The organism is Streptomyces capparidis, assembly GCF_054782095.1.
The window spans coordinates 16703-36781 of sequence record NZ_BAAGTD010000026.1; the positions used below are offsets into that span (position 1 = coordinate 16703).

18 protein-coding genes are annotated in these 20079 nt (G+C 76.6%); 5 read left to right on the top strand and 13 right to left on the bottom strand.

Going from position 1 to position 20079, the window contains the following annotated elements; all coding sequences use genetic code 11:
* Window positions 1-540, bottom strand: a complete 540-nt coding sequence (locus ACYVO2_RS21150) for a gamma carbonic anhydrase family protein (protein WP_461009483.1) — start codon at window positions 538-540, stop codon at window positions 1-3.
* A 177-nt stretch (window positions 541-717) separates the two neighbouring features.
* On the opposite strand from ACYVO2_RS21150, the gene ACYVO2_RS21155 reads away from it, so the two are divergent.
* Window positions 718-1551: an acyltransferase gene (locus tag ACYVO2_RS21155; RefSeq protein ID WP_461009484.1), complete on the top strand. Its 834-nt coding sequence runs from the start codon at window positions 718-720 to the stop codon at window positions 1549-1551.
* 9 nt (window positions 1552-1560) lie between these two features.
* On the opposite strand, the gene ACYVO2_RS21160 is transcribed toward ACYVO2_RS21155, so the two are convergent.
* From ACYVO2_RS21160 to ACYVO2_RS21175, 4 genes are all read right to left on the bottom strand, one after another.
* The gene (locus ACYVO2_RS21160; protein WP_461009485.1) at window positions 1561-2559 is read right to left on the bottom strand and encodes a threonine/serine dehydratase; all 999 of its coding nucleotides are present in this window, start codon (window positions 2557-2559) and stop codon (window positions 1561-1563) included.
* 57 nt (window positions 2560-2616) lie between these two features.
* Window positions 2617-3960: a GNAT family N-acetyltransferase gene (locus ACYVO2_RS21165; RefSeq protein WP_461009486.1), complete on the bottom strand. Its 1344-nt coding sequence runs from the start codon at window positions 3958-3960 to the stop codon at window positions 2617-2619.
* Window positions 3961-4293: 333 nt separating this feature from the next.
* Complete coding sequence (locus tag ACYVO2_RS21170) at window positions 4294-4761, bottom strand: PepSY domain-containing protein (protein WP_461009487.1); 468 nt, start codon at window positions 4759-4761, stop codon at window positions 4294-4296.
* Between the two features lie 131 nt (window positions 4762-4892).
* Complete coding sequence (locus tag ACYVO2_RS21175) at window positions 4893-6512, bottom strand: alkaline phosphatase D family protein (RefSeq protein WP_461009488.1); 1620 nt, start codon at window positions 6510-6512, stop codon at window positions 4893-4895.
* Between the two features lie 767 nt (window positions 6513-7279).
* Between ACYVO2_RS21175 and ACYVO2_RS21180 the strand changes: the two genes are divergently transcribed.
* Entirely contained in the window at window positions 7280-7810 is a 531-nt protein-coding gene (locus ACYVO2_RS21180) for an NUDIX hydrolase (RefSeq protein ID WP_461009489.1), read from the top strand.
* 27 nt (window positions 7811-7837) lie between these two features.
* Here ACYVO2_RS21180 and ACYVO2_RS21185 read toward each other — a convergent pair whose 3' ends face one another.
* The 3 genes from ACYVO2_RS21185 to pdxR all read right to left on the bottom strand — a co-directional run bounded on the left by ACYVO2_RS21185 (window position 7838) and on the right by pdxR (window position 12157).
* On the bottom strand, window positions 7838-8812 hold the full coding sequence (locus ACYVO2_RS21185) for an SCO0930 family lipoprotein (RefSeq protein WP_461009490.1): 975 nt from the start codon (window positions 8810-8812) through the stop codon (window positions 7838-7840).
* Window positions 8813-9034: 222 nt separating this feature from the next.
* Complete coding sequence (locus ACYVO2_RS21190; RefSeq protein ID WP_461009491.1) at window positions 9035-10498, bottom strand: NCS2 family permease; 1464 nt, start codon at window positions 10496-10498, stop codon at window positions 9035-9037.
* A gap of 93 nt (window positions 10499-10591) precedes the next feature.
* Complete coding sequence (gene pdxR / locus ACYVO2_RS21195) at window positions 10592-12157, bottom strand: MocR-like pyridoxine biosynthesis transcription factor PdxR (RefSeq protein ID WP_461009492.1); 1566 nt, start codon at window positions 12155-12157, stop codon at window positions 10592-10594.
* A 132-nt stretch (window positions 12158-12289) separates the two neighbouring features.
* Between pdxR and ACYVO2_RS21200 the strand changes: the two genes are divergently transcribed.
* Together ACYVO2_RS21200 and ACYVO2_RS21205 are read left to right on the top strand one after the other, a co-directional pair.
* Window positions 12290-13270 (top strand): DMT family transporter, encoded by a 981-nt coding sequence (locus tag ACYVO2_RS21200; RefSeq protein ID WP_461009493.1) that lies wholly within the window; start codon window positions 12290-12292, stop codon window positions 13268-13270.
* A complete protein-coding gene (locus ACYVO2_RS21205) occupies window positions 13224-14666 on the top strand; it encodes a pyridoxal phosphate-dependent decarboxylase family protein (protein WP_461009494.1) in 1443 nt (480 codons plus the stop codon). The genes ACYVO2_RS21200 and ACYVO2_RS21205 overlap by 47 nt, the downstream gene beginning before the upstream one ends.
* A gap of 15 nt (window positions 14667-14681) precedes the next feature.
* Here ACYVO2_RS21205 and ACYVO2_RS21210 read toward each other — a convergent pair whose 3' ends face one another.
* The 5 genes from ACYVO2_RS21210 to ACYVO2_RS21230 form a co-directional block, all read right to left on the bottom strand.
* A complete protein-coding gene (locus ACYVO2_RS21210) occupies window positions 14682-15098 on the bottom strand; it encodes a MerR family transcriptional regulator (RefSeq protein WP_461009495.1) in 417 nt (138 codons plus the stop codon).
* 24 nt (window positions 15099-15122) lie between these two features.
* Window positions 15123-16136, bottom strand: coding sequence for an MDR family NADP-dependent oxidoreductase (locus tag ACYVO2_RS21215; protein WP_461009496.1), 1014 nt, complete (start codon window positions 16134-16136; stop codon window positions 15123-15125).
* A gap of 115 nt (window positions 16137-16251) precedes the next feature.
* On the bottom strand, window positions 16252-16983 hold the full coding sequence (locus ACYVO2_RS21220; RefSeq protein WP_461009497.1) for a PIG-L deacetylase family protein: 732 nt from the start codon (window positions 16981-16983) through the stop codon (window positions 16252-16254).
* 37 nt (window positions 16984-17020) lie between these two features.
* Window positions 17021-17770, bottom strand: coding sequence for an SDR family oxidoreductase (locus ACYVO2_RS21225; RefSeq protein WP_461009498.1), 750 nt, complete (start codon window positions 17768-17770; stop codon window positions 17021-17023).
* Window positions 17763-19046 carry an APC family permease gene (locus ACYVO2_RS21230; protein WP_461009499.1) on the bottom strand — a complete coding sequence of 428 codons (1284 nt, stop codon included), beginning with the start codon at window positions 19044-19046 and terminating at the stop codon, window positions 17763-17765. The genes ACYVO2_RS21225 and ACYVO2_RS21230 overlap by 8 nt, the downstream gene beginning before the upstream one ends.
* A gap of 272 nt (window positions 19047-19318) precedes the next feature.
* Here ACYVO2_RS21230 and ACYVO2_RS21235 point away from each other — a divergent pair, with 272 nt between their 5' ends.
* Window positions 19319-20074 (top strand): GntR family transcriptional regulator, encoded by a 756-nt coding sequence (locus ACYVO2_RS21235; RefSeq protein WP_461009500.1) that lies wholly within the window; start codon window positions 19319-19321, stop codon window positions 20072-20074.
* The last annotated feature ends 5 nt before the right edge of the window (window positions 20075-20079 follow it).

Consider the following 20079-nt stretch of genomic DNA (forward strand, 5'->3'; position numbering starts at 1 on the left):
TCACGCCCGCGGCCGGACCGGCTCCGCGCCGCGGTGCGCGTCGGCCAGCAGCAGATAGCCGTCCGCGTTGGCGCGGATCGACGCCCGCTCCTCCTCGGTGAGCGGGCGCCGCACCTTGGCGGGCACCCCGGCCACCAGCGAGCCCGGCGGCACCTCGGTGCCGGGCAGCACCACCGCGCCCGCCGCCACCAGCGACCCGGCGCCCACCCGGGCCCCGTTGAGCACCCGCGCGCCCATGCCGACCAGGACGTCGTCCTCGATCACACAGCCGTGCAGCACCGCGTTGTGACCCACCGTCACCCGCTCGCCGACCACCGCGGGGAAGCCCGGGTCGGCGTGGACGGTGCAGTTGTCCTGGACGTTGCTGCCCGCGCCCACGATGATCGTCTCCGCGTCGCCGCGCAGCACCGCCTGGTACCAGACGTTGGCGCGCGGCCCCAGCGTCACCGCGCCCACCACCACGGCGGTCGGGGCGACGAACGCCTCCGGGTCGATCCGCGGCTCGCGGCCCGCCACCGCGGCGATCAGGGGTTCGGTCATCTGCGTGCTCTCCTTCGCCTCGGGGCGCCCGCGCCGCGCGTCCGCCCGCCGTGCCTCGCCGTCGGGTCTCGCCGTCGTGCCCGCTGTCGGGCCCGCCCGGGGTGATCCGCTGTCCGCAGGCACCGTAGCGCCGGCCCGGGGCGGCGCCGCGGGGCAGGGGTCGGTACGGTGTCGGGCGTGCCTGGAAACGAGAACCTGTTCTCCTCGCTGCGCGCCGGGCGGCGGCGCGCGGCCTCCCGACTGGTGCACCGCGGCTGGCAGTGGCTGCGGGAGGCGGGCTCGGTCACGGCCGACCGGCCGGGGCCGCTGCGCTTCGCCCGGATCGGGGAGGGCACCCGGCTCGCCTTCCCGCTCGGCACCGTCTTCGGCGAGCAGTGCATCGAACTCGGGGCCCACTGCGTCATAGGGGAGCAGGTCACGCTCTCCGCAGGCATGCTGCCCGGCCTCGACCTCGGCCCCGACCCGATCGTGCGGATCGGGGACGGCTGCGTGATCGGGCGGGGCAGCCACGTCGTCGCCCACCACCGCGTCGTCATCGGCCGCGACGTCTTCTGCGGTCCCTACGTCTACATCACCGACGAGAACCACTCCTACGACGACACCGAGCAGCCCGTGGGCCGGCAGTGGCCGCGCACGGCGGCGGTCGAGATAGGCCCGGGAAGCTGGCTCGGCTCCGGGTGCGTGATCCTGCCGGGCGCCACCCTCGGGCGGAACGTGGTGGTCGCGGCGGGCGCGGTGGTGCGCGGCACCGTCCCCGACTTCAGCGTGGTGGCGGGCGCGCCCGCCAAGGTGGTGCGGCGCTACGTCCCCGACTCCGGCTGGGACCCGCCGCTGCGCACCCCCGCCCCCGTCCCGCTGCCCGAGGGCGTCACCTCCGAGCAACTGCTGGCGCTGGCCGAGCGGGCGGAGCGGGCGGAGGAGGCGGAGCGGACCGAGCAGGCGGCCTCCCGTCGCCCCGCCCGCCGTCCCGAGGGCGGGACCGCGCCGGCGGGTGGCCCGGGCGCGGTGTGACGGCCGGCCTCAGACCAGGTCGGACGGGTCGGTGTTGGCCCCGCACAGCAGGACGGCCACCCGCTCGGCGGGCCCGGGGCGGTAGGCCCCGGTGAGCAGCGCCGCCGCGGCCGCCGCCGTGCCGTGCTCCACCGCCACCCGGTGGCGGTCCCACACGGCGCGGCGCGCCGCCACGATGGCGTCGTCCTCCACCAGCACCGACACCACGCCGGTGCGCCGCGCCACCGCGAAGGCGATCTCCCCGACCCGGGTGGCGCCGAGCGAGTCCGCGGCCACCCCGGAGTTGTCCACGTCCACCGGGCGGCCCGCCGCCAGCGCCGCGTGCAGGGTGGGCGCGTTGTACGGCTCGACGGCCACCACCCGCGCCCTGCCCTCGAGGGCCGCGGCGAGCCCCGCCACCAGGCCGCCCCCGCCGCAGGCCACCAGCACCGTGTCCACCTCGCCGCCGGTCTGCTCCAGCAGCTCCAGGCCCACCGTGCCCTGGCCCGCGCACACCTCGGGCTGGTCGTAGGCGTGGCCGAACAGCGCCCCGGTGTCGGCGGCGCGCTTGACCGCCGCTTCGTGGGCGTCCGCGTACCGCTCGCCGACCTGGATCACCTCGGCGCCGAACGCCCGCATCCGCGCCACCTTCACCCGGGGCGCGTTGGCCGGGGTGAACACCTCCGCGCGCACCCCGAGGCGGGCGGCCGCCCAGGCGTACGCCTGCCCCGCGTTGCCGCCGGACGCGGTGATCAGGCCGGCGGCGGGCAGGGCGCCCGCGGCGGACGCGGCCAGCACCCGGTTGACCGCCCCCCGGGCCTTGAAGGAGCCGGTGTGCTGGAGCAGCTCCAGCTTCAGCCAGGTGCGGCCCGCGGGGGCGAACGCGTCGGGTTCGACCTCGGCCACGGGGGTGCGGCGCACCTGCCCGGCGATGCGGTCGGCGGCCTCGCGCACGTCGGCTGCTGTGATCACGGCGTCCCCTCGTCTTCCGTCCGTCGTCCGCGCCCCGGGGAGCGGCGACAGCAGCATAGTTGTGGACGCTCCTGACGGGCGAGAGCCGGGCGAGTCCGGCGGGCGGCCTCGCGGCTACGAGCGGTCCGGCGCGGGCCGGGCGGGGGAGAGCGTGCCGGCCGGGACGAGGCGGGCGGTGATCACCAGCGTGGCGTCCTCGACCTGGTAGTCCAGCGGCAGGGACAGGCGCCGCATCAGCCCCGCCATGCCGGCGTTGTCCGACTGCGTGATGGCGTAGACGCTGGTGCAGCCCGCCTCCGCCGCCATGGCGACCAGCCGGCGCAGCAGCTCGAGGCCGATGCCGTGCCGCTGCCAGGCGTCCTCCACCAGCAGCGACACCTCCGTCTCCTCGCCGTCCCACAGCAGGTGCGCCAGCGCCACCAGCTCCCCGGAGGAGGTCTCGGCGGCCAGGGTCTGGCCGAAGCGGGGGCTGAGCAGGTGGGCGAGGTACCGGTCGGCGTCCTGGACGGGGCCGTGGTAGCGCCGCCGCAGGGTCCGGGCCGAGCAGCGGGCGTGCATGGCCGTCGCGGCGGCCAGGTCCTCGGGGCCGGCCCGGCGGATGGTCAGGTCCGCCCCGGCGGGCAGGCTCAGCAGGTCGCGCCCGTCCGGCAGGCGCGGGCCGAGCCTGGTGTCGAGGTCCACCAGCGCGCGGGCGCGGGCGAACTCCGAGGGGGTGAACGGCAGGTAGGGCCGGGACACGGTGATCGTGCCGCCGGAGGAGTCGCGCAGGTGCATCGTGGTCCCGTCCAGGAGGTCCTCCGGTGTCCCGTCCCCGGCGGGCCGGGAGCGGATGGAGCAGCGCCCGAGGAGCTGACGCAGGGCCAGCGGCAGCTCGGCGGTGTCCAGGGCGGTGCGGGTGGCCAGGGTCAGCACACGGGTGGGGGTGTCCACCAGGTCGTGCGCCACCGCCCGGTCCAGCCACACGTCCCGGCCGCCCGCCTCGGTGACGGCGGCGGTGAGGTGCTGCGGGGCGACCGCGGCGGGCACGCGCAGCAGGAACTCGTCCACGGTGCCGTCGGACAGGGGGTGGGTCTGGAGGGTGAGGATGTCCGCCCCGAGGGCCGCCATGGCCCGGGTGAGCGCGGCGAGGCTGCCCGGGGCGTCGTCCACCGTGGTGCGCATGCGCCACAACATGGCCTCGCCGCCTGGCGCGGCCACGGGCGTCGGCGGCGAGGGAGCGGGTTCCGGGGCCGGTGGGGGCGGCGCGTGGCTGTGCGCCCACCACGCGTGGAAGCCCGCCGTGGCCACCAGCGCGAGCGAGGCCGCGAGCAGCAGCTCCACGCCCTGGGGCCCGTGCACCACCAGGTTCGCGATCACGTCGGCGACCGCGACGGCGGCGAACAGGGCGGCCAGCTCGACCAGCTCCTTGCGCCGGCGGTGCGGGTGACGAGGCGTCTTCTTGGCTCGGAAGTCCGTCATGGCACCACCGTCGCCCATCGGTGTTGCCTGATCACGAACGACGTATGACCAGCGCGTAAAGGATGATTCATCCTGATTGGTCCTCTTTTCCGGATAAGAGGCGAGACAGGGAGCGGCAAAAAGTTGCGGTGCCCCTTATGGTCATACACCAGTGCGAGACCCCTCGGTGGCCCCTGGGCCCGCCGCGGCCCGGAACGACTGGAAAACACCTGCGCAGCGGTTTCCGGCCAGGGGGAGGGGTTGCGCGCGAGCGCCCGGAGTGCCCGCGGCCCGTCCTCCGCTCCCGCCCCGTCGCCGGGCCGGGCGGTGACGGCCCGGCAACGGGGAGGCGGCTCAGTCCTCCAGGGACGGGGCCCGCAGGACGCAGCCGGTGGTGGGGTCCAGCCAGATCTCGTGGACCTTGCCGTCCTTGAGGACCTCCACCTCCCACACCAGGCGGGTGACGGTGTCCTTCCCGCCCTTCTTCCCCTTGCGGGCCTTGCCGGCCCGCTCCTTCTTCCCGTCCTTGCCCGCCTTGCCGGCCCGCTCCTTCTTCCCGGCCCGGTCCTTCTTGCCGTCCTCGGACTTCAGCCGCTTCTTCTCCAGTTCGGCGGCCACGACCTTCCCGCCGAGCTTGTGCTGGGCGATCTTCGACGCCTCGTGGATCGTCACCACGCCGTCGTGGTCGTGCGGGTGCCCGGAGCCGTGCGGGTGCCCGGAACCGTGCGCCCACGCGACCGGGGACGCGCCCAGCAGCACCGCCGCCGCCACGCCCGCCACGACGGCGCCGCGGCACCCCTTGCCCTCCATGCTCAGCTTCATGGTTGGTCCTCCTCGGGTCCTCGGTGAGTCGGCGCCGGTCCCCCGGCGCCGACCGCATCCGTTCCCCGGGAACGGCCCGCGCCGGCGGGCCGCCGCCACTCATCGCCCGATCGAGGGCGGGGCGGTTGCGCCTACTGCCCGACGCGGCCCGGCTGGAGCACCGTGGTGTGCAGCACCCGGCCGTCCTGCTCCCGCAGACGGACCGTCATCTCCGCGGAGGCGCCGTCGATCTCCACCTCGCCGAAGAACTGGTAGCCGTCCACCGGCGCGGTGTTCGCGTGCGCCGCGTCCGGCGCCTTCACGAACACCCGCTCGGGGCCGAACGTCTGGTCGAGCGCGCTGGCCGGGAACGCCCCGGCGTTGAGCGGCCCGGAGACGAACTCCCAGAACGGCTCGAAGTCGGTGAACGCCGCCCGCGACGGCTGGTAGTGCTGCGCCGACGTGTGGTGCACGTCCGCCGTCAGCCACACCGTGCCGGTGATCCGGCGGTGCTTGACGAACCGCAGCAGCTCGGCGATCTGGAGCTCGCGCCCCAGCGGCGCCCCGGGGTCGCCCTGCGCCACCGCCTCGATGTTCCCGGTGGAGCCGTCCGGCACCACCAGGCCGAGCGGCATGTCCGCGGCGATGACCTTCCACACCGCCCGCGAGCGGGCCAGCTCCCGCTTCAGCCAGCGCAACTGCTCCACGCCCAGGATGCCCTGCGGGTCCACCGTCTGACGGCCCGGCGTGTTGGCGTTGCGGTGGGTGCGCATGTCCAGGACGAAGACGTCGAGCAGCGGCCCGTACCGCACGACCCGGTACATGCGGCCCGAGCCGTCGGGCCGCGGCGCGGCGGCGGGGAAGTACTCGGTGAACGCGCGCCGGGCCCGGGCGACCAGCGTGTCGACGTTCTTCTCGGTGTAGCGCGCGTCGTCGAGAATCTCCCCGGGATACCAGTTGTTGACGACCTCGTGGTCGTCCCACTGCACGATCGAGGGCACCCGCGCGTTGAACGCGCGCAGGTTCGCGTCCAGCAGGTTGTACCGGAAGTTCCCCCGGAACTCCGCCAGCGTCTCGGCGACCTTCGCCTTCTCCTCGGTGGTGACGTTGCGCCAGGTGCGGCCGCCGGGCAGGGCCGCGGTGGCCGCGATCGGGTTGTCGGCGTAGACGTTGTCGCCGCTGCACAGGAAGAAGTCCGGGTCCAGGTCCAGCATCGCCCGGTAGATGCCGTAGCCGCCGATGTCCGGGTTGATGCCCCAGCCCTGCCCGGCGATGTCCCCGGACCACAGGAAGCGCACCCTGTCGCGGCGCCGGGCCGGCGCGGTGCGGAAGCTGCCCTCGACGGCGGGGCCGGTCAGGCCCGGGTCGTCGGGGTCGGCGAGCCGCACCCGGTAGTGGACCAGTTCGCCGGGCGGCAGGCCGTGCAGGGCCGTGCTGCCGGTCAGGTCGGTGTCCGGGGTGAGCACGGGGCCGGTCCAGCGGCGCACGCGGCGGAAGGTCTCCGTGGGGCTGATCTCGACGATCATCCGGGCGGGCCGGTCCGCCCGCACCCACACCAGGCCGGACGTCGCGGTCACCCCGCCGGTCTGGACGCCGAACTCGGCCCGCGGCCGGCCCCGGCGCACCTGCGCGGGCGCGCCCGCCGGGGCGGCGGCGTGGGCGGCGCCGGGCAGCGCGGGCACCAGCAGCGCCCCCGAGGCGGCGAGCCCGCCCAGGAGCAGCGCTCGGCGGTCGGGGGCGGGGCCGGTGGGAGTGCCGGGGGTGGATGGCATGGGTCTTCCTCCTGAGGCGGCGGAGCTGTTGCGCGAGCCGTGTCTAACGCAGCGACGTGCCAGGCACACGAACACCCAGTGAACAGCCACACCACGGGGGAGAGGAGGGAGGGCGGCGGGGCCGCGCGGGGAGTGCCGCCGGGCCCGCGAACGGGTGCCGGGGCGCTCCTGGCGGGGGCTCCCTCCACGGGCCGCCCACTCCCGCGCGCCGGACCGGCGAGACCCGCGCCACGGCAGGGGCATTCCCGCGCCACGCGCACCGGCACCGCACGTCGCACCGCGCGCTCGGCACCGTCCGTCCGCCGGGCGCGTGCACCGGCCCCGCGCGCATTGGCCCCGTGCACCGGCACCGCACACACCGGCCCCGCGCGCACCGGCACCGCACACGCCGGCCCCCACGTACATGGATGCCATCCCCGCGCAACGCGCACCCGCACCGCGCATACACGCATCCCATGACCGCACCACTCGCACCGGGCTGCGCATACCGGGACCACGCACGACCGCACCCCGCGATATCGCTCCCCGCTTTCACCGCCCCGCGCGGTTTTTCCGTCCGGCCCTTCCGCGATATCCCGCCCGATGGCCCGCAGCCCGTATTCGCCCCTTGAAACGCGGAAACCGCGGAAACGCGGAAACAGGGGAGTCCACGGAAGCCAGGGAAACCGCACCCGAGCGGAACCCTCTCCCCACCCCGTTCCCGCGCCGCCGCCGGCTCAGGGCGGCCCGCCCCCGGGTCCCGCCCGCGCCCCGCCTACGATGGACCCGTGGACGACGAACTCGTCGCCCTCTACGCGGAGGGCGACCGCGCCGGGCGGGTGGTCGGCCGTGCGCCCAGGAGCCGGGTGCGGGCCGAGAACCTGCCGCACGCCGCGACCGCGACCCTGCTGCGCGACGCCGCGGGGCGGGTGTACGTCCACCGCCGCACCGACACCAAGGACATCTACCCGGGCATGCACGACGTGTGGGCCGGCGGAGTGGTCCGCGCCGGGGAGGACCCCGTGCGGACGGCGGCCCGGGAGCTGGCGGAGGAGCTGGGGGTCCACGGCTGCGAGCCGGTCCCCCTGTTCACCCACTGGTACCGCGACGATCACACCAACTACCTCGCCCATCACTTCGAGGCCCGCTGGGACCCCGCCCGCCACGGCCCCGTCCGGCACCAGCCGGAGGAGGTCGCCGCCGGGTGGTGGATGGAGTGGCCCGAGCTGCTGGCCCGGCTCGCCGACCCGTCCTGGCCGTTCGTTCCCGACGGGCGGGCCGGCGTCGAGCTGTACCTGCGCCACTCCGGGCGCCGCTGACCCGCGCGCGGCGCCCCGGGCCGCCCGTCAGGCGGCCTTCGCCTTCTTGCCGTCGGGGGTGACGGCGAACCACGTGCCGCCGACACCCTGGCCCTTGATGTCGCCGGGCGCCTCGTCGCCGCTGAAGGTGTACAGCAGCCAGCAGTCCACGGACGCCTGCCGGGTGCCGTCCGGGCGGGCGAACGGCGTGACCAGCTTCGGGTCGACGCCCTCCACGTCGTTCTTCTCCACGGCGGCCACCGGCGTCCACTTCTCCAGGCACTCGCCGAGGCAGTTGGACTTCATCGGCCAGCGCGAGTCCTTGGTGAACAGGTAGACCGTGTGGCCCTCGCCGTCCTGGAGGATCCGGCCGAGCTCCGGGTCGTTGCGCACCGAAAGGCCCGGCAGGTCGGCGGGCTGCTCCGCCTCGGCCCCGCCGCCCGCGCCCGTGCCCGCGCCGGCGCCCGCGGCGGAGGCCTTCTTGCCGTCGGGGGCCACCGCGAACCAGGTGCCGCCGACGCCCTCGCCCTTGGTCTGGCCCGGCTGCACGTCCTTGTTGTAGCGGTACAGCGGCCAGCCGCCCAGGGTGAGCTGCTTGGTGCCGTCGGCGCGGGCCACCTCGCCGAGCAGCGACTCGTCGAGCCCCGCGGCCGCCGACACGTCGCCCGCGGGCACCGGCGGCCAGGTCACCGCGCAGTCCCCGTCGCAGTTGGACTGCGGCGGCTGGTGGGAGTCGTTGTCGAAGCGGTAGAGGGTGAATCCCCTGCTGTCCGTCACCAGGTCGCCGATCCTGGTGTCCTTGCGCACCGCCAGCTCCCCGGCCGCCTGCTGCGCGGACTGCGCGCCCGCGCCCGCCGCCTGCCGGCCGCCGCCGTAGTCCCCGCTCCCGTAGGTGGCGTCGGCCGCGGCGCCCGCCGGGGCCGCGGGGTCGGCCGCGTTGTCGCCACCCGAACCGCCGCACGCCGCCGTCAGCATGATCACGGCCGCCGTTCCGGCGAGCGACGCGTAACGCAGCTTCTTCATCTTTCACACCTGCCTGTTCGCAGTCGGTCGGCGCCGGGCGCGCCGTTTGCCGCCCCTAAGTACGGGGGCCCGCTGGCGGGTGTTCAAAGGAATGCTCCCGGGATTCGCGGCGGATTTCCCGGGCCGGTACCGCTGTCCGTTCGGTACCGCTGTCCGTTCGGTCCCGGTGCGCCGGGCACCGGGACCGGCAGGCCGACGGAGGCGCCGCTCGGCCGCCGCGCCTCAGTCCACGCCGAGCAGCCGCTCCACCGGGTCGATCGCGAAGTACAGCAGGAACAGCGCCGTCACCCCCCACAGCAGCGGGTGCACCTTCCTGGCCCGGCCGAGCACGGTCTGGAGCAGCACGTAGGAGACGAAGCCCGCGCCGATGCCGTTGGTGATGCTGTAGGTGAACGGCATCACGGAGACGGTCAGGAACACCGGGACGGCGATGTCGAGCTCGTCCCACGGGATGAACCTGACCTGTGTCATCAGCAGGAAGCCGACGACGATCAGGGCGGGCGCCGCGGCCTGCGCGGGCACCACGACCGCCAGCGGCGTGAACAGCAGCGCCAGCGCGAAGAGCGAGCCGGTGACCACGCTCGCGAGCCCGGTGCGGGCGCCCTCGCCGACGCCCGCCGCCGACTCGATGTAGGTGGTGTTGGACGACGCCGACGCCGCGCCGCCCGCGACCGCCGCCGTGGCGTCCACGAACAGCACCCGGCCCAGGCCCGGCACCCGGCCCCGCTCGTCCAGCAGCCCGGCCTCGCCGGAGACCCCGACCACCGTGCCCATGGTGTCGAAGAAGTCGCTGAGGACCAGGGTGAACACCAGCAGCGTGGCCGTGATGACGCCCGCCTCCGCGAACCCGCCGAAGAGGCTGAACTCGCCCACGAGACCGAAGTCGGGCGCGGCCACCACGTCGTCCGGGATCCTCGGCACGGTGGTGCCCCAGGACGCGGCGGGGACGTCGGCGATCTCGTTGACGACGACGGCGAACACCGCCGTCGTCACGATGCCCAGCAGCAGCGCCCCCCTGACCTTGCGGACCAGCAGGCACACCGTCAGCAGCAGGCCGAGGCAGAACACCACGGCGGGCCAGCCCATCAGGTGGTTGTCCACGCCCATGTCCACGGGCACCGTGGTGTGCTCGCGGTCCGGGTTGCGGGTGACGAACCCGGCGTCCACGAAGCCGATGAACGCGATGAACAGGCCGATGCCGACGCTGATCGCCTGCTTGAGGGCCTGCGGGATGGCGTGCATGATTGCCTGCCGCAGCCCCGTGACCACCAGCAGGCAGATCAGCAGGCCCTCGATGACGACCAGGCCCATGGCGTCCGCCCAGCTCATCCGCGGGGCGATCTGGAAGGCGACGACCGCGTTCAGGCCCAGCCCGGCGGCGAGGGCCAGCGGCAGGTTCCCCGCCACACCCATGATCACCGTCATCACCGCGGCGACCAGCGCGGTGGAGGTGGCCAGCTCCTCCGGCGACAGCTTGTGCCCCGAGGCGTCGGCGGCGCTGCCCAGGATGATCGGGTTGAGCACCAGGATGTAGGCCATGGTGAAGAACGTGGCGAAGCCGCCGCGCACCTCGCGGCCCACGGTGGAGCCGCGCTCGGAGATCCGGAAGAAGCGGTCCAGGGCACTGCCGCGCCCTGCGCCCGGGCCCGGCTCCGCCTGGGGCGGGTGGGTGACGTCTTTGGCCATGGCACGCTCCTGAGGTGGTTCCACGCGGGTACCGGGGGAGTGTGCCTGCTCGCGGGCCGGTTTTGGGTTTACGGAATGTAAACGAACTCCCCGTCAGCCCTCGTGCCGGGCCCGCACCGCCTCCGCCAGCGCCCGCACCGCTCCGTCGATCTCGCCCGGGGCCAGGTGCGCGTACCCCAGGACCAGCTCCGCCGCGTCCGGCGCCGGGCGGGCGGCCACCGTGTAGTCGGACAGCGGGCGCAGCCGCACCCCGGCCGCGCCCGCGAGCGACGCCAGGTCCGCCTCGCGCAGCCCGGGGAACCGGGCGATCAGGTGCAGCCCCGCCGCCACGCCCCGCACCCGGGCGTCGGGGAAGTGCCGGGCCAGCGCGCCCACCAGGGCGTCCCTGCGGTCCCGGTACCGCCGCTGGGCGCGCCGCAGGTGCCGGTCGTAGTGGCCGCCCGCGACGAAGTCGGCGAGCACCGCCTGGTCCAGCGACGGGTGGCCCAGGTCGGTGGTGCGCTTGACCTCGGCGACCTCGTCCAGCAGCGCGGGCGGGCACACCAGCCAGCCCAGGCGCAGGCCCGGGGCGAGCGTCTTGCTCACCGACCCGGTGTACGCCACCCGGGCCGGGTCCAGGCCCTGGAGCGCGCCCACCGGCTCCCGGTCGTAGCGGAAGTCGCCGTCGTAGTCGTCCTCCACCACCAGGCCGTCCGCCGACCGAGCCCAGGCGAGCAGCGCGGCGCGGCGGGCCGCCGAGTACGACACCCCGGACGGGAACTGGTGCGCGGGCGTCACCACGGCCAGGCGCGCGCCCGACGCGGCCAGCGCCGCCGGGTCGAGCCCCGCGCCGTCCACCGGGACCGGCACCGGCCGCAGCCCGGCCGCCTCGAACAGCGGCCACGACTCCAGGCTGCCCGGGTCCTCCGTGGCCACCCGGCGCAGCCCGCGCGCGAACGCCACCCGGGACAGCAGCGTCAGCGCCTGCGCCACCCCGGAGCAGACGATCAGCCGGTCGGCGTCCACCGCCACCCCGCGCCGCCTGGCCAGCAGCGCGGCCAGGGCCTCGCGCAGCGCGGGCAGGCCGCGCGGGTCGGGGTAGTCCAGGCCGCTGCTGGGCAGTTGGGCCAGCACCCTGCGCTGCGCGGCGCCCCACGAGGCGCGGGGGAACAGCGACAGGTCGGGGCGACCGGGGCGGAAGTCGGCCACGTCCGGCGGGGGCCCCGCCGGGGCGGCGGGCGGCGCGGGCCGGCGCGCGGCGTCCCGCAGCCGGGCCACCCAGGTGCCCGCGCCGGTCCTGGTGACCAGGTACCCCTCCGCGGTGAGCTGCGCGTACGCGTCGGTGACCAGGCCGCGGGAGACCCCGAGGTCGGCGGCGAGCTCCCGGCTCGGCGGCAGCCGCGTCCCCGGCGCGAGCACCCCGGAGCGCACGGCGTCGCGCAGCGCGTCCCGCAGCAGCCACCCCCGGCGCCGCCGCCCCGCCCCCGCGGCGGGCAGCAGCAGCTCCCAGGCGAGGGTCCACCCCGGATCCCGCGCCGCGCCGCCCGCCGCGCCCTCCGGTCGGCCGCCGCCCCCCGCGCCCCCGGGTTCGGGCGGCGCCGCGCCCCGCCCGCGGTCGTCCCGGTCCCCGCGCCCGCGTCCGTCCCCGCGCCCGTCCCCGCGCCCGTTCCGCCCCGCCACGCCGCCTCCCGCTCCCCGCCCCTCGCCGCCACGAGGGGCCCGCCTCACACACGTCATCGCCCGGATTGGTCCGTGAAACCGCCCCCGGATTGGACCTTAATACGGACCACCCGCCCCCATAGCGTCCCCTGCGTGGAAAACTCGCACCGGCTCGGCGCCCTGCTCGCCGCCCTGGCCACCCTCGTCGTGGGGGCCTCGTTCACCGCCAACAGCGTCCTCGCGCACTACCCGTACCTGGGCGGCCAGGCCGTGCGGTACGGCGTCGCCGCGCTGCTGCTGTCGCCGCTGCTGATCGGCTCCGGCGCCCTGCGCGCCCTGACACCGCGACTGTGGCTGCGCCTGGCCGTGCTCGCCGCCACCGGCATGGTCGGCTTCAACGTGGCGGTCATCGCCGCCGAGCGCACCGCCGAGCCCGCCGTGCCCGGGGTGTTCGTCGGCTGCGCCCCCCTGGTCGTCGCCGTCCTCGCGCCCCTGCTGCGGGGCCGGCGCCCCACCGCCCGCCTGGCCCTGGCGGCGGGCGTGGTCGCGGCCGGCGCCGCCGTGGTGCAGGGCTTCGGCCGCACCGACACCGCGGGCGTCGCCTTCTCCGTGCTCGCCCTGGCCGGCGAGGTGGCGTTCGCGCTGGTGGCGGTGCCGCTGCTGACCGTCCTCGGCGCCGCCCAACTGTCCGCGCTGGCCTGCGCGGTGGCCGCCGCGGAGGCCACCGTCCTCGGGATCGCGCTGGACGGGTCGGGGTGGCTGCGCCTCCCGGACACCGCGGAGGCCGCCGCGCTCGGCTGGCAGGCGGTGGTGGTGACCGTGATCGGCTTCGTGTGCTGGTACGCGGGGATGCGGCGGATCGGCCCGGAGCGCGCCACCCTGTTCTCCGGGCTGATCCCGGTCTCGGCGGCGCTGACCGCGCCCCTGGTCGGCGCGGGCGGCCTGGGCCCGGTGCAGGTGGCGGGCAGCGCGCTGGTGGGGGCCGCGGTCGCGTTCGGCGCCACCGGCGGCACGGCCCGCCCGCGGCGGGAGGCGGAGCCCGCGGCACCTCTCGACACCACCGCGCGCGAGGTGATCGACTGCTTGGATGCCGGATCCGCTGAACGAGTCCCACCTGGCCGCTCCCGCCCTTGACCGCGTGGCCCGGGCCGCCCGCCCCTACCTGGAGGCGCTGCCCGGGCTGCCCGTGCGGGACCCGGCCGCCGAGCACCTGCTGCGGGAGCTGGACGGGCCGCTGCCCGAGAACGGCCACGGCACCCTGGACAGCGTCGAGCGGCTGCTGCGCGTCAGCACCGCCGCGGCCACGCACTCCTCCGGGCCGCGCTTCTTCCACTTCGTCGTCGGCGGCGCCACCCCGGCCGCGCAGGCCGCGGACTGGGTGGCCTCGCTGCTGGACCAGTGCGCCGGCCTGTGGGCGTCGTCCCCGCTGGCCGCCGAGGCCGAGACGGTGGCGCTGCGCTGGCTGAAGGAGCTGTTCGGGCTGCCCGCGGAGTACGGCGGGGTGCTCACCCCCAGCGCCACCTTCGCCAACCTCACCGGCCTGGCCTGCGCCCGCCAGTGGTGGGGCGAGCGGCACGGCGCCGACGTGGCCGCCGACGGCCTGGCCGGGCTGCCCCGGATGCCCGTGTTCTCCGGCGGCTACGTCCACCCCAGCAGCCGCAAGGCCCTCCAGATCCTCGGCTGCGGCCGGGACGCGGTGCGGGTGGTGGCGAGGGACGACGCGGGACGGGTGGACCCGGCCGCCCTGGACGCGGCGCTGGCCGCGGCCGAGGGGCCCGCCGTCGTCATCGCCAACGCCGGCGAGGTGAACACCGGCGACTTCGACCCCGTCGGCGAACTCGCCGACATCGCCGAGCGGCACGGTGCCTGGCTGCACGTCGACGGCGCCTTCGGCCTGTTCGCCGCGCTGTCCCCGCGCACCGCCCACCTCACCGCCGGCGTGGAGCGGGCCCACTCGGTGGCCGCGGACGCCCACAAGTGGCTGAACGTCCCCTACGAGAGCGGGTTCGCCCTCGTCCGCGACCCGCGGCTGCTCGCCCGCGCCTTCGGCGCCTGGAACGCGCCGTACCTGGCCAGCGGCGACGGCGGGGCCCGCGTCGACTACAACAACCTGGGCCCCGAGTCGTCCCGGCGGGCCAGGGCGCTGCCGATCTGGGCGGCGCTGCGCGCCTACGGGCGGCAGGGCCTGCGCGCCATGGTCGAACGCCACCTCGACCTCGCCGCGCACCTCGCCGAACGCGTCGAAAGCGCCCCCGACCTGCAACTGCTCGCGCCCGTGCGGAGCTGCGTGGTCTGCTTCCGGCACCGCCCGCCCGGCCTGCCCGAGGCCGCGCTGGACGCGCACAACCGGCGGCTCGGCGAGGAGCTGATCGCCGACGGCCGGGTGTACGCGGGCACCACCGTGTACCGGGGGGTGACCGCGCTGCGCCCGGCCATCGTCAACTGGCGCACCCGGGAGGAGGACGTGGCGGCGCTGGTGGAGGTGGTCGGGGAGCTCGGCGCCCGCCTGGCGGGCGAGGCCGCAGGCTGACCGCCGCCGGGCCGGTCACGCCACCCGGTCCGCCGGCCGGTCCCCGCCGCCCTCCGCCCCGGCCATGCGGTCGAACGCGTCGCGGAACACACCGGGGCGGCCCAACTGCGCCGCGACGCTGTCCCGCAGCCGGGTCAGCCGCCCGATGCGCGCGTCGAGCTCCGCCAGGCGCTGCCGCAGCACCACCTCGCCGACGCACGGGCCGCCCCGCGGCTCGGGCCGGTCCAGGCCGCCGAGCAGGGTGCGCACGTCCTCGATGGTCAGCCCGATCTCCAGCAGGTCCCGCACGGCGCGCAGCCGCCGCAGGTCCCGCGGCCCGTACTCGCGGTGCCCCGAGGGGGCGCGCCCCACCGCGATCAGACCCCGCTGCTCGTAGTACCGCAGCGCCCGCGGTGTGAGCCCGACCGCCGCGGCGGCGTCCCCGATCCGCATCGCTTCCTCCCCGGCCCGCCGGTGTCACAGCTCGACGAGGACGGCCCCGACGTGCCGGCCCTCCAGCAACTCGCACAGCGCCCGCGGTGCCTGGTCCACACCCGTGAAGCGCGTGTGCGGGAACACCAGTGTGCCCTCGCGCAGCCCGCGGCCCAACACCTCCTCCCACTCCGGCACGGCGCCCAGGTGGTCGGCGCCCGCGATGCCGCGCAGCGTGATGCTCCGGCTGATCAGCGAGAAGGTGTCCACCGGCGTGCTTCGGGCACCGCCGAGCTGGGCGGCGAGCGCGCCGACCAGCGCCACCCTGGCCCCGCGGTTCGCCACGGCCAGCGCCGCGGTCAACTGCTCGCCGCCGACGTTGTCGAACACCGCGTCCACCCCGTCCGGCGCCGCCTTCCGCAGGTGCTCCTCGAACGAGCCGCCGTCCCGCAGCACCACGGCGTCGTAGCCCAGCTCGTCCACCAGGCGCCGCGCCTTGTCGGGGGAGCCGGTGCTGCCGATCACCCGCGCGGCGCCGCGCAGCCTGGCGATCTGCCCGGCGAACGAGCCGACGCCGCCCGCGGCCCCGCTGACGAACACCGTGTCACCGGGCCGCACCTGCGCCGCCCGCACCACGCCGAGCCAGGCCGCGAAGCCCTGCGACAGATGCGCCGCCGGGTCGGGCAGCGCCTCGGGGTCCAGCCGCCGCACGGCGGCCGCGTCCACGGCCGCGTACTCCCGCCAGCCCGTGTAGGTCAGCACCAGGTCCCCCGGCGCAGGACCGCCGCCGGGCGCGGCCACCACCTCGCCGACCGCGGGACCCCACAGCGGCCCGCCCGGGACGATCGGCGGCACCGGCACGTCCCCGATGTCCTCCTGCATCAGCGTGCGCATCACTGCGGCCACGCCCATCAGCCGGTTGCGCACCAGCACCTGCCCGGGCCCGGGCTCGGGCACCGGGACGCGGACCACGGAGAAGTGCTCCGCGCGGAGCGCGCCCTCGGGGCGGGCGGCCAGGCGGACCTCGCGGTGCAGGGAGGGGACGGCGGCGGTGGTCACGACGGCTCCTTCGGTCTCGGCCCGGCCCGGGCGGCCGGACGGCGACGCGAGGACCGTAAAACCTGACGCATGCGTCAAGTGCAAGACCGCCTTCCGCCTCCGGACCCGCCGGGGCTCAGCGCGTGAACACCTCGAACGCCACCGCCGGGCGCCCGCCGAACCGCTCCGCGGCCGCCGCGAGCTCGCCCTCCACCAGTTGCCGCGCGTACTCCAGTGGCGGCCGGCCGGACAGGGCCGCGATGTACGCGCGGTGCTCGGCCAGCGAGGCGACGCCCCGGCGCACCGCCTCCGGTCCGACCGCCACGGCGTGCGTCGGCCGCTCCGACCCGGCCACGGCCACCCACCGCACCCCGTCCCACGGCTCCAGGCCGCCGTCGGCGAGCTCGGGGAAGATCCACCGGTTGCCCGCGTCGCCCGCCGCGTCCAGCACCGCGCGGCCCACCGCCCGGTGGTCGGGGGTGTTCCACACCGAGCCGAACCAGGTGTCGCGGTGGTTCAGGGTGACCACCAGCTCGGGGCGGTGGCGGCGGATCGCGGCCGCGATGTCCCGGCGCAGCGCGGGACCGTACTCCACCACCCCGTCCCGGTGCCCGAGGAACTCCACCGAGCCCACCCCGACCACGGCCGCGCTCGCCCGCTCCTCGGCCTCCCGCACCGGCGCCGCCCGGGCGGGATCCATCCCCTCGATCCCCGCCTCGCCCCGCGTCACCAGCACATACCCGACCTCGCGCCCCGCCGCGGTCCACTCCGCGACGGCCGCGGCCGCGCCGTACTCCAGATCGTCCGGGTGCGCCGCCACCGCGAGCGCGCGCCGCCAGTCCCCGGGCAGTGCGGGCAGTTGCTCCATGGGGCGAGCCTATGCGGTGCGGGCCCGCCGCACCCGGTCACAGACCCCCGGCCACCCGCAGCACCGCGCCGGTCGTGTACGACGCGTCGTCCGACAGCAGCCACGCCACCGCCCCGGCGACCTCCTCCGGCCGCCCGGCGCGGCGCATCGGCACGGCCGGGGCCTTCCTCGCGGGCCGGTCCGGGTCGCCCATGGCCGCGTGGATGTCGGTCAGCACCAGGCCGGGCTGCACCGAGTTGACCCGGATGCCCTCCTCGGCCAGCTCCTTCGACAGGCCCACCGTCATCGCGTCCACCGCCGCCTTGCTCGCGGCGTAGTGCACGTACTCGCCGGGGCTGCCGAGTGTGGCCGCGCCCGAGGAGATGTTCACGATGGCGCCGCCCCGGCCGCCCCGCGCGGTGCTCATGTCCCTGGCGGCCCGGCGCGCGCACAGCAGGGCGCCGGTGACGTTGACGTCCACCACGCGCCGCACCACCTCCGGGTCGGTGGCGGTGAACCGGCCCAGCGGCCCGGTCACCGCCGCGTTGTTCACCAGGCCGGTGACCGGCCCCAGCTCGGCCGCCGCGGTGTCGAACAGCAGGTCCACGTCGGCGAGGGAGCTGACGTCCGCCCGCACCGCCACGCACCGCGCCCCGGCCTCCCGCACCCGCCGGGCCGTCTCCAGCGCCGCGTCCTCGTCGCCCACCCAGCAGAACGCGATGTCGTGCCCCTCGGCGGCCAGCCGCAGCGCGACCGCCGCGCCGATGCCCCGCCCGCCTCCGGTGACGACCGTGATGTGATCACTCATGCCGGGACGGTACCGGACCCCCGCGCCGGCGCCGCACCGCCCATACGGCCGCCCCCGCCGCGAGCACCGCGCAGCCCCACGCCACCGACGCCGCGGGCAGGCTCGCCGCGAGCACCAGGCACCCGGCGAACCCCACCACCGGCACCGCGCGCGGCGGCCGGCCCTCGTCGCCGCGCAGCGTCAGCGCCGAGGCGTTCGCCACCGCGTAGTAGACCAGCACCGCGAACGACGAGAACCCGATCGCCCCGCGCAGGTCCACGGACGCCGCGAGCACCGCCACGGCCGCGCCCACCGCAAGCTCGGCGCGGTGCGGCACGCCGAAGCGCGGGTGCACCGCCGCCAGACGCCGCGGCAGATGACCGTCGCGGGCCATCGCGAACGTGGTCCGCGACACCCCGAGCACCAGCGCCAGCAGCGACCCGAGCGCCCCGGCCACCGCCCCCGCCCGCACCACCGCCTCCGGCCAGCCCTCGCCCGCCGCCAGCGCCAGCGGATCGGCCGCCGCCGCCAGGCGCCGCGGGCCGAGCGCCGCCAGCACCGCGAGCGCCACCGCCGAGTACACGGCGAGCACGATGCCCAGCGCCAGCGGGATCGCCCGGGGGATCACCCGGGCCGGGTCCCGCACCTCCTCGCCGAGCGTGGCGATCCTGGCGTACCCGGCGAACGCGAAGAACAGCAGCCCGGCCGCCTCCAGCACCCCGCGCACCCCCGTCCCCGGGAACGGCGTGAAGTTCCCCGCCCGGGCCTGCCCGCCCAGCAGCGCCCCCGCCACCGCGCACCCGAGCGCCAGCAGCACCGCGGCCACCAGCACCCGGGTGAGCAGCGCCGACTTGTGCACGCCCCGGTAGTTCGCCGCGGTCAGCGCCGCCACCGCGGACAGCGCCACCGCCGTGCGCGCCCCGCGCCCCGCGCCGGGCGCCGCGTACTGCGCCACGGTCAGCGCCATGGCCGCGCAGCTCGCCGTCTTCCCGACCACGAACCCCCAGCCCGCCAGATACCCCCAGAAGTCGCCCAGTCTGCGCCGCCCGTAGACGTAGGTGCCGCCCGACTGCGGGTACCGCGCGGCGAGCCGCGCCGAGGACGTGGCGTTGCAGTAGGCGACCACCGCCGCCACCGCGAGCGCGATCAGCAGCCCGGAACCGGCCGCCCGCGCGGCGGGCGCGAACGCCGCGAACACCCCCGCCCCCAGCATCGCCCCGAGCCCGACGACCACGGCGTCGACGGTGCCCAGGGACCGGGCGGGTGCGGGTGCGGCAGGCGGTTCCGGAGCGCTCACGGGGGGACTCTAGCCCTCCCGGGTGGCGCCCCGGAGCCCGATGGACCCCCTGCATTGGTCTTGACCAAGGAATGCCGCCGCCTTACTGTCGCCGGGTAGCGAGTACTGAAAGAACCTTTAATAAACAACTCAGTGAAAGCGGCCCGGCACGGGCGCCGAGGGGGAGAGCGGAGGCCGGCGCGCCCGCGCGGCCGACCCCGGCGCGGACCACGCCGGCGCCGCGGCGCCGCCCGGCGGGCGGCACGAGAGTCGGGCCACACTCAGGGGGACAGGTGACCAAGCGATCCGCGGCGGTGCAGGAGCCCAAGTACTGGCAGCTCAAGACCGTCCTGAACGACGCCCTCGAATCCGACTTCGCCGTCGGTGAGGTCCTGCCCAACGAGCGGGAGCTCGCCGCGCGCTTCGGCGTCGCCAGGGCCACCCTCCGCCAGGCCCTCGACCAACTGGAGCTCGAAGGCAGGCTCCAGCGCCGCCGCGGCGTGGGCACCACCGTGGCCGGGCCCCGCGCCTGCGTGCCCGTGGCCCGCCCGCGGCACTCCTGGCCCGGCGCCGCGCCCGACGCCTGGCGCACCGTGGACTGCGGGCAGGAGCCCGCCCCGGCCGCCGTCGCCGCCGCCCTGGAGATCCCCGCCGGCGAGCGGGTGCACGTCCTGCACCGGCTGCGCACCCTCGGCGGCCAGACCATCGGCACCGAGCAGCTCCACATCCCCACCCGCTCCGTGCCCGCCGCGTCCGGGATCCCCGCCCCCGGCGGCTCGGCCCGCGCCGTGCTGCGGGAGCTGCACGGCCTCCCGCTGGACGGCCAGACCCGCTCGGTCGAGCTCGGCGCCGCCGGCGCGGAGGACGCCAGGCGCCTCGACCGGCTGCCCGGCTCCCCGGTGCTGGTGCTGACCACCCGCTACCTCAGCGGGGGCCGCGCCGCCGCCGTCGCCGTCGCCACCTACCGCGCCGACACCTGCCGGCTGACCTTCGACGACTCCGGAGCGGTCGGCGTCGCCCCGTACGAGACGGCCCGCCAGGCGTCGTGACCCGC

What these genes read in the sequence shown, in the direction of transcription:
- ACYVO2_RS21170 (WP_461009487.1), bottom strand. Translation starts at nt 4,761, where the DNA reads ATGAAGCTGAGCATGGAGGGCAAGGGGTGCCGCGGCGCCGTCGTGGCG.
- ACYVO2_RS21150 (WP_461009483.1), bottom strand. Translation starts at nt 540, where the DNA reads ATGACCGAACCCCTGATCGCCGCGGTGGCGGGCCGCGAGCCGCGGATC.
- ACYVO2_RS21210 (WP_461009495.1), bottom strand. Translation starts at nt 15,098, where the DNA reads ATGCGGATCGGGGACGCCGCCGCGGCGGTCGGGCTCACACCGCGGGCG.
- ACYVO2_RS21220 (WP_461009497.1), bottom strand. Translation starts at nt 16,983, where the DNA reads ATGGAGCAACTGCCCGCACTGCCCGGGGACTGGCGGCGCGCGCTCGCG.
- ACYVO2_RS21190 (WP_461009491.1), bottom strand. Translation starts at nt 10,498, where the DNA reads ATGGCCAAAGACGTCACCCACCCGCCCCAGGCGGAGCCGGGCCCGGGC.
- ACYVO2_RS21225 (WP_461009498.1), bottom strand. Translation starts at nt 17,770, where the DNA reads ATGAGTGATCACATCACGGTCGTCACCGGAGGCGGGCGGGGCATCGGC.
- ACYVO2_RS21160 (WP_461009485.1), bottom strand. Translation starts at nt 2,559, where the DNA reads ATGCTGCTGTCGCCGCTCCCCGGGGCGCGGACGACGGACGGAAGACGA.
- ACYVO2_RS21185 (WP_461009490.1), bottom strand. Translation starts at nt 8,812, where the DNA reads ATGAAGAAGCTGCGTTACGCGTCGCTCGCCGGAACGGCGGCCGTGATC.
- ACYVO2_RS21205 (WP_461009494.1), top strand. Translation starts at nt 13,224, where the DNA reads ATGCCGGATCCGCTGAACGAGTCCCACCTGGCCGCTCCCGCCCTTGAC.
- ACYVO2_RS21165 (WP_461009486.1), bottom strand. Translation starts at nt 3,960, where the DNA reads ATGACGGACTTCCGAGCCAAGAAGACGCCTCGTCACCCGCACCGCCGG.
- ACYVO2_RS21175 (WP_461009488.1), bottom strand. Translation starts at nt 6,512, where the DNA reads ATGCCATCCACCCCCGGCACTCCCACCGGCCCCGCCCCCGACCGCCGA.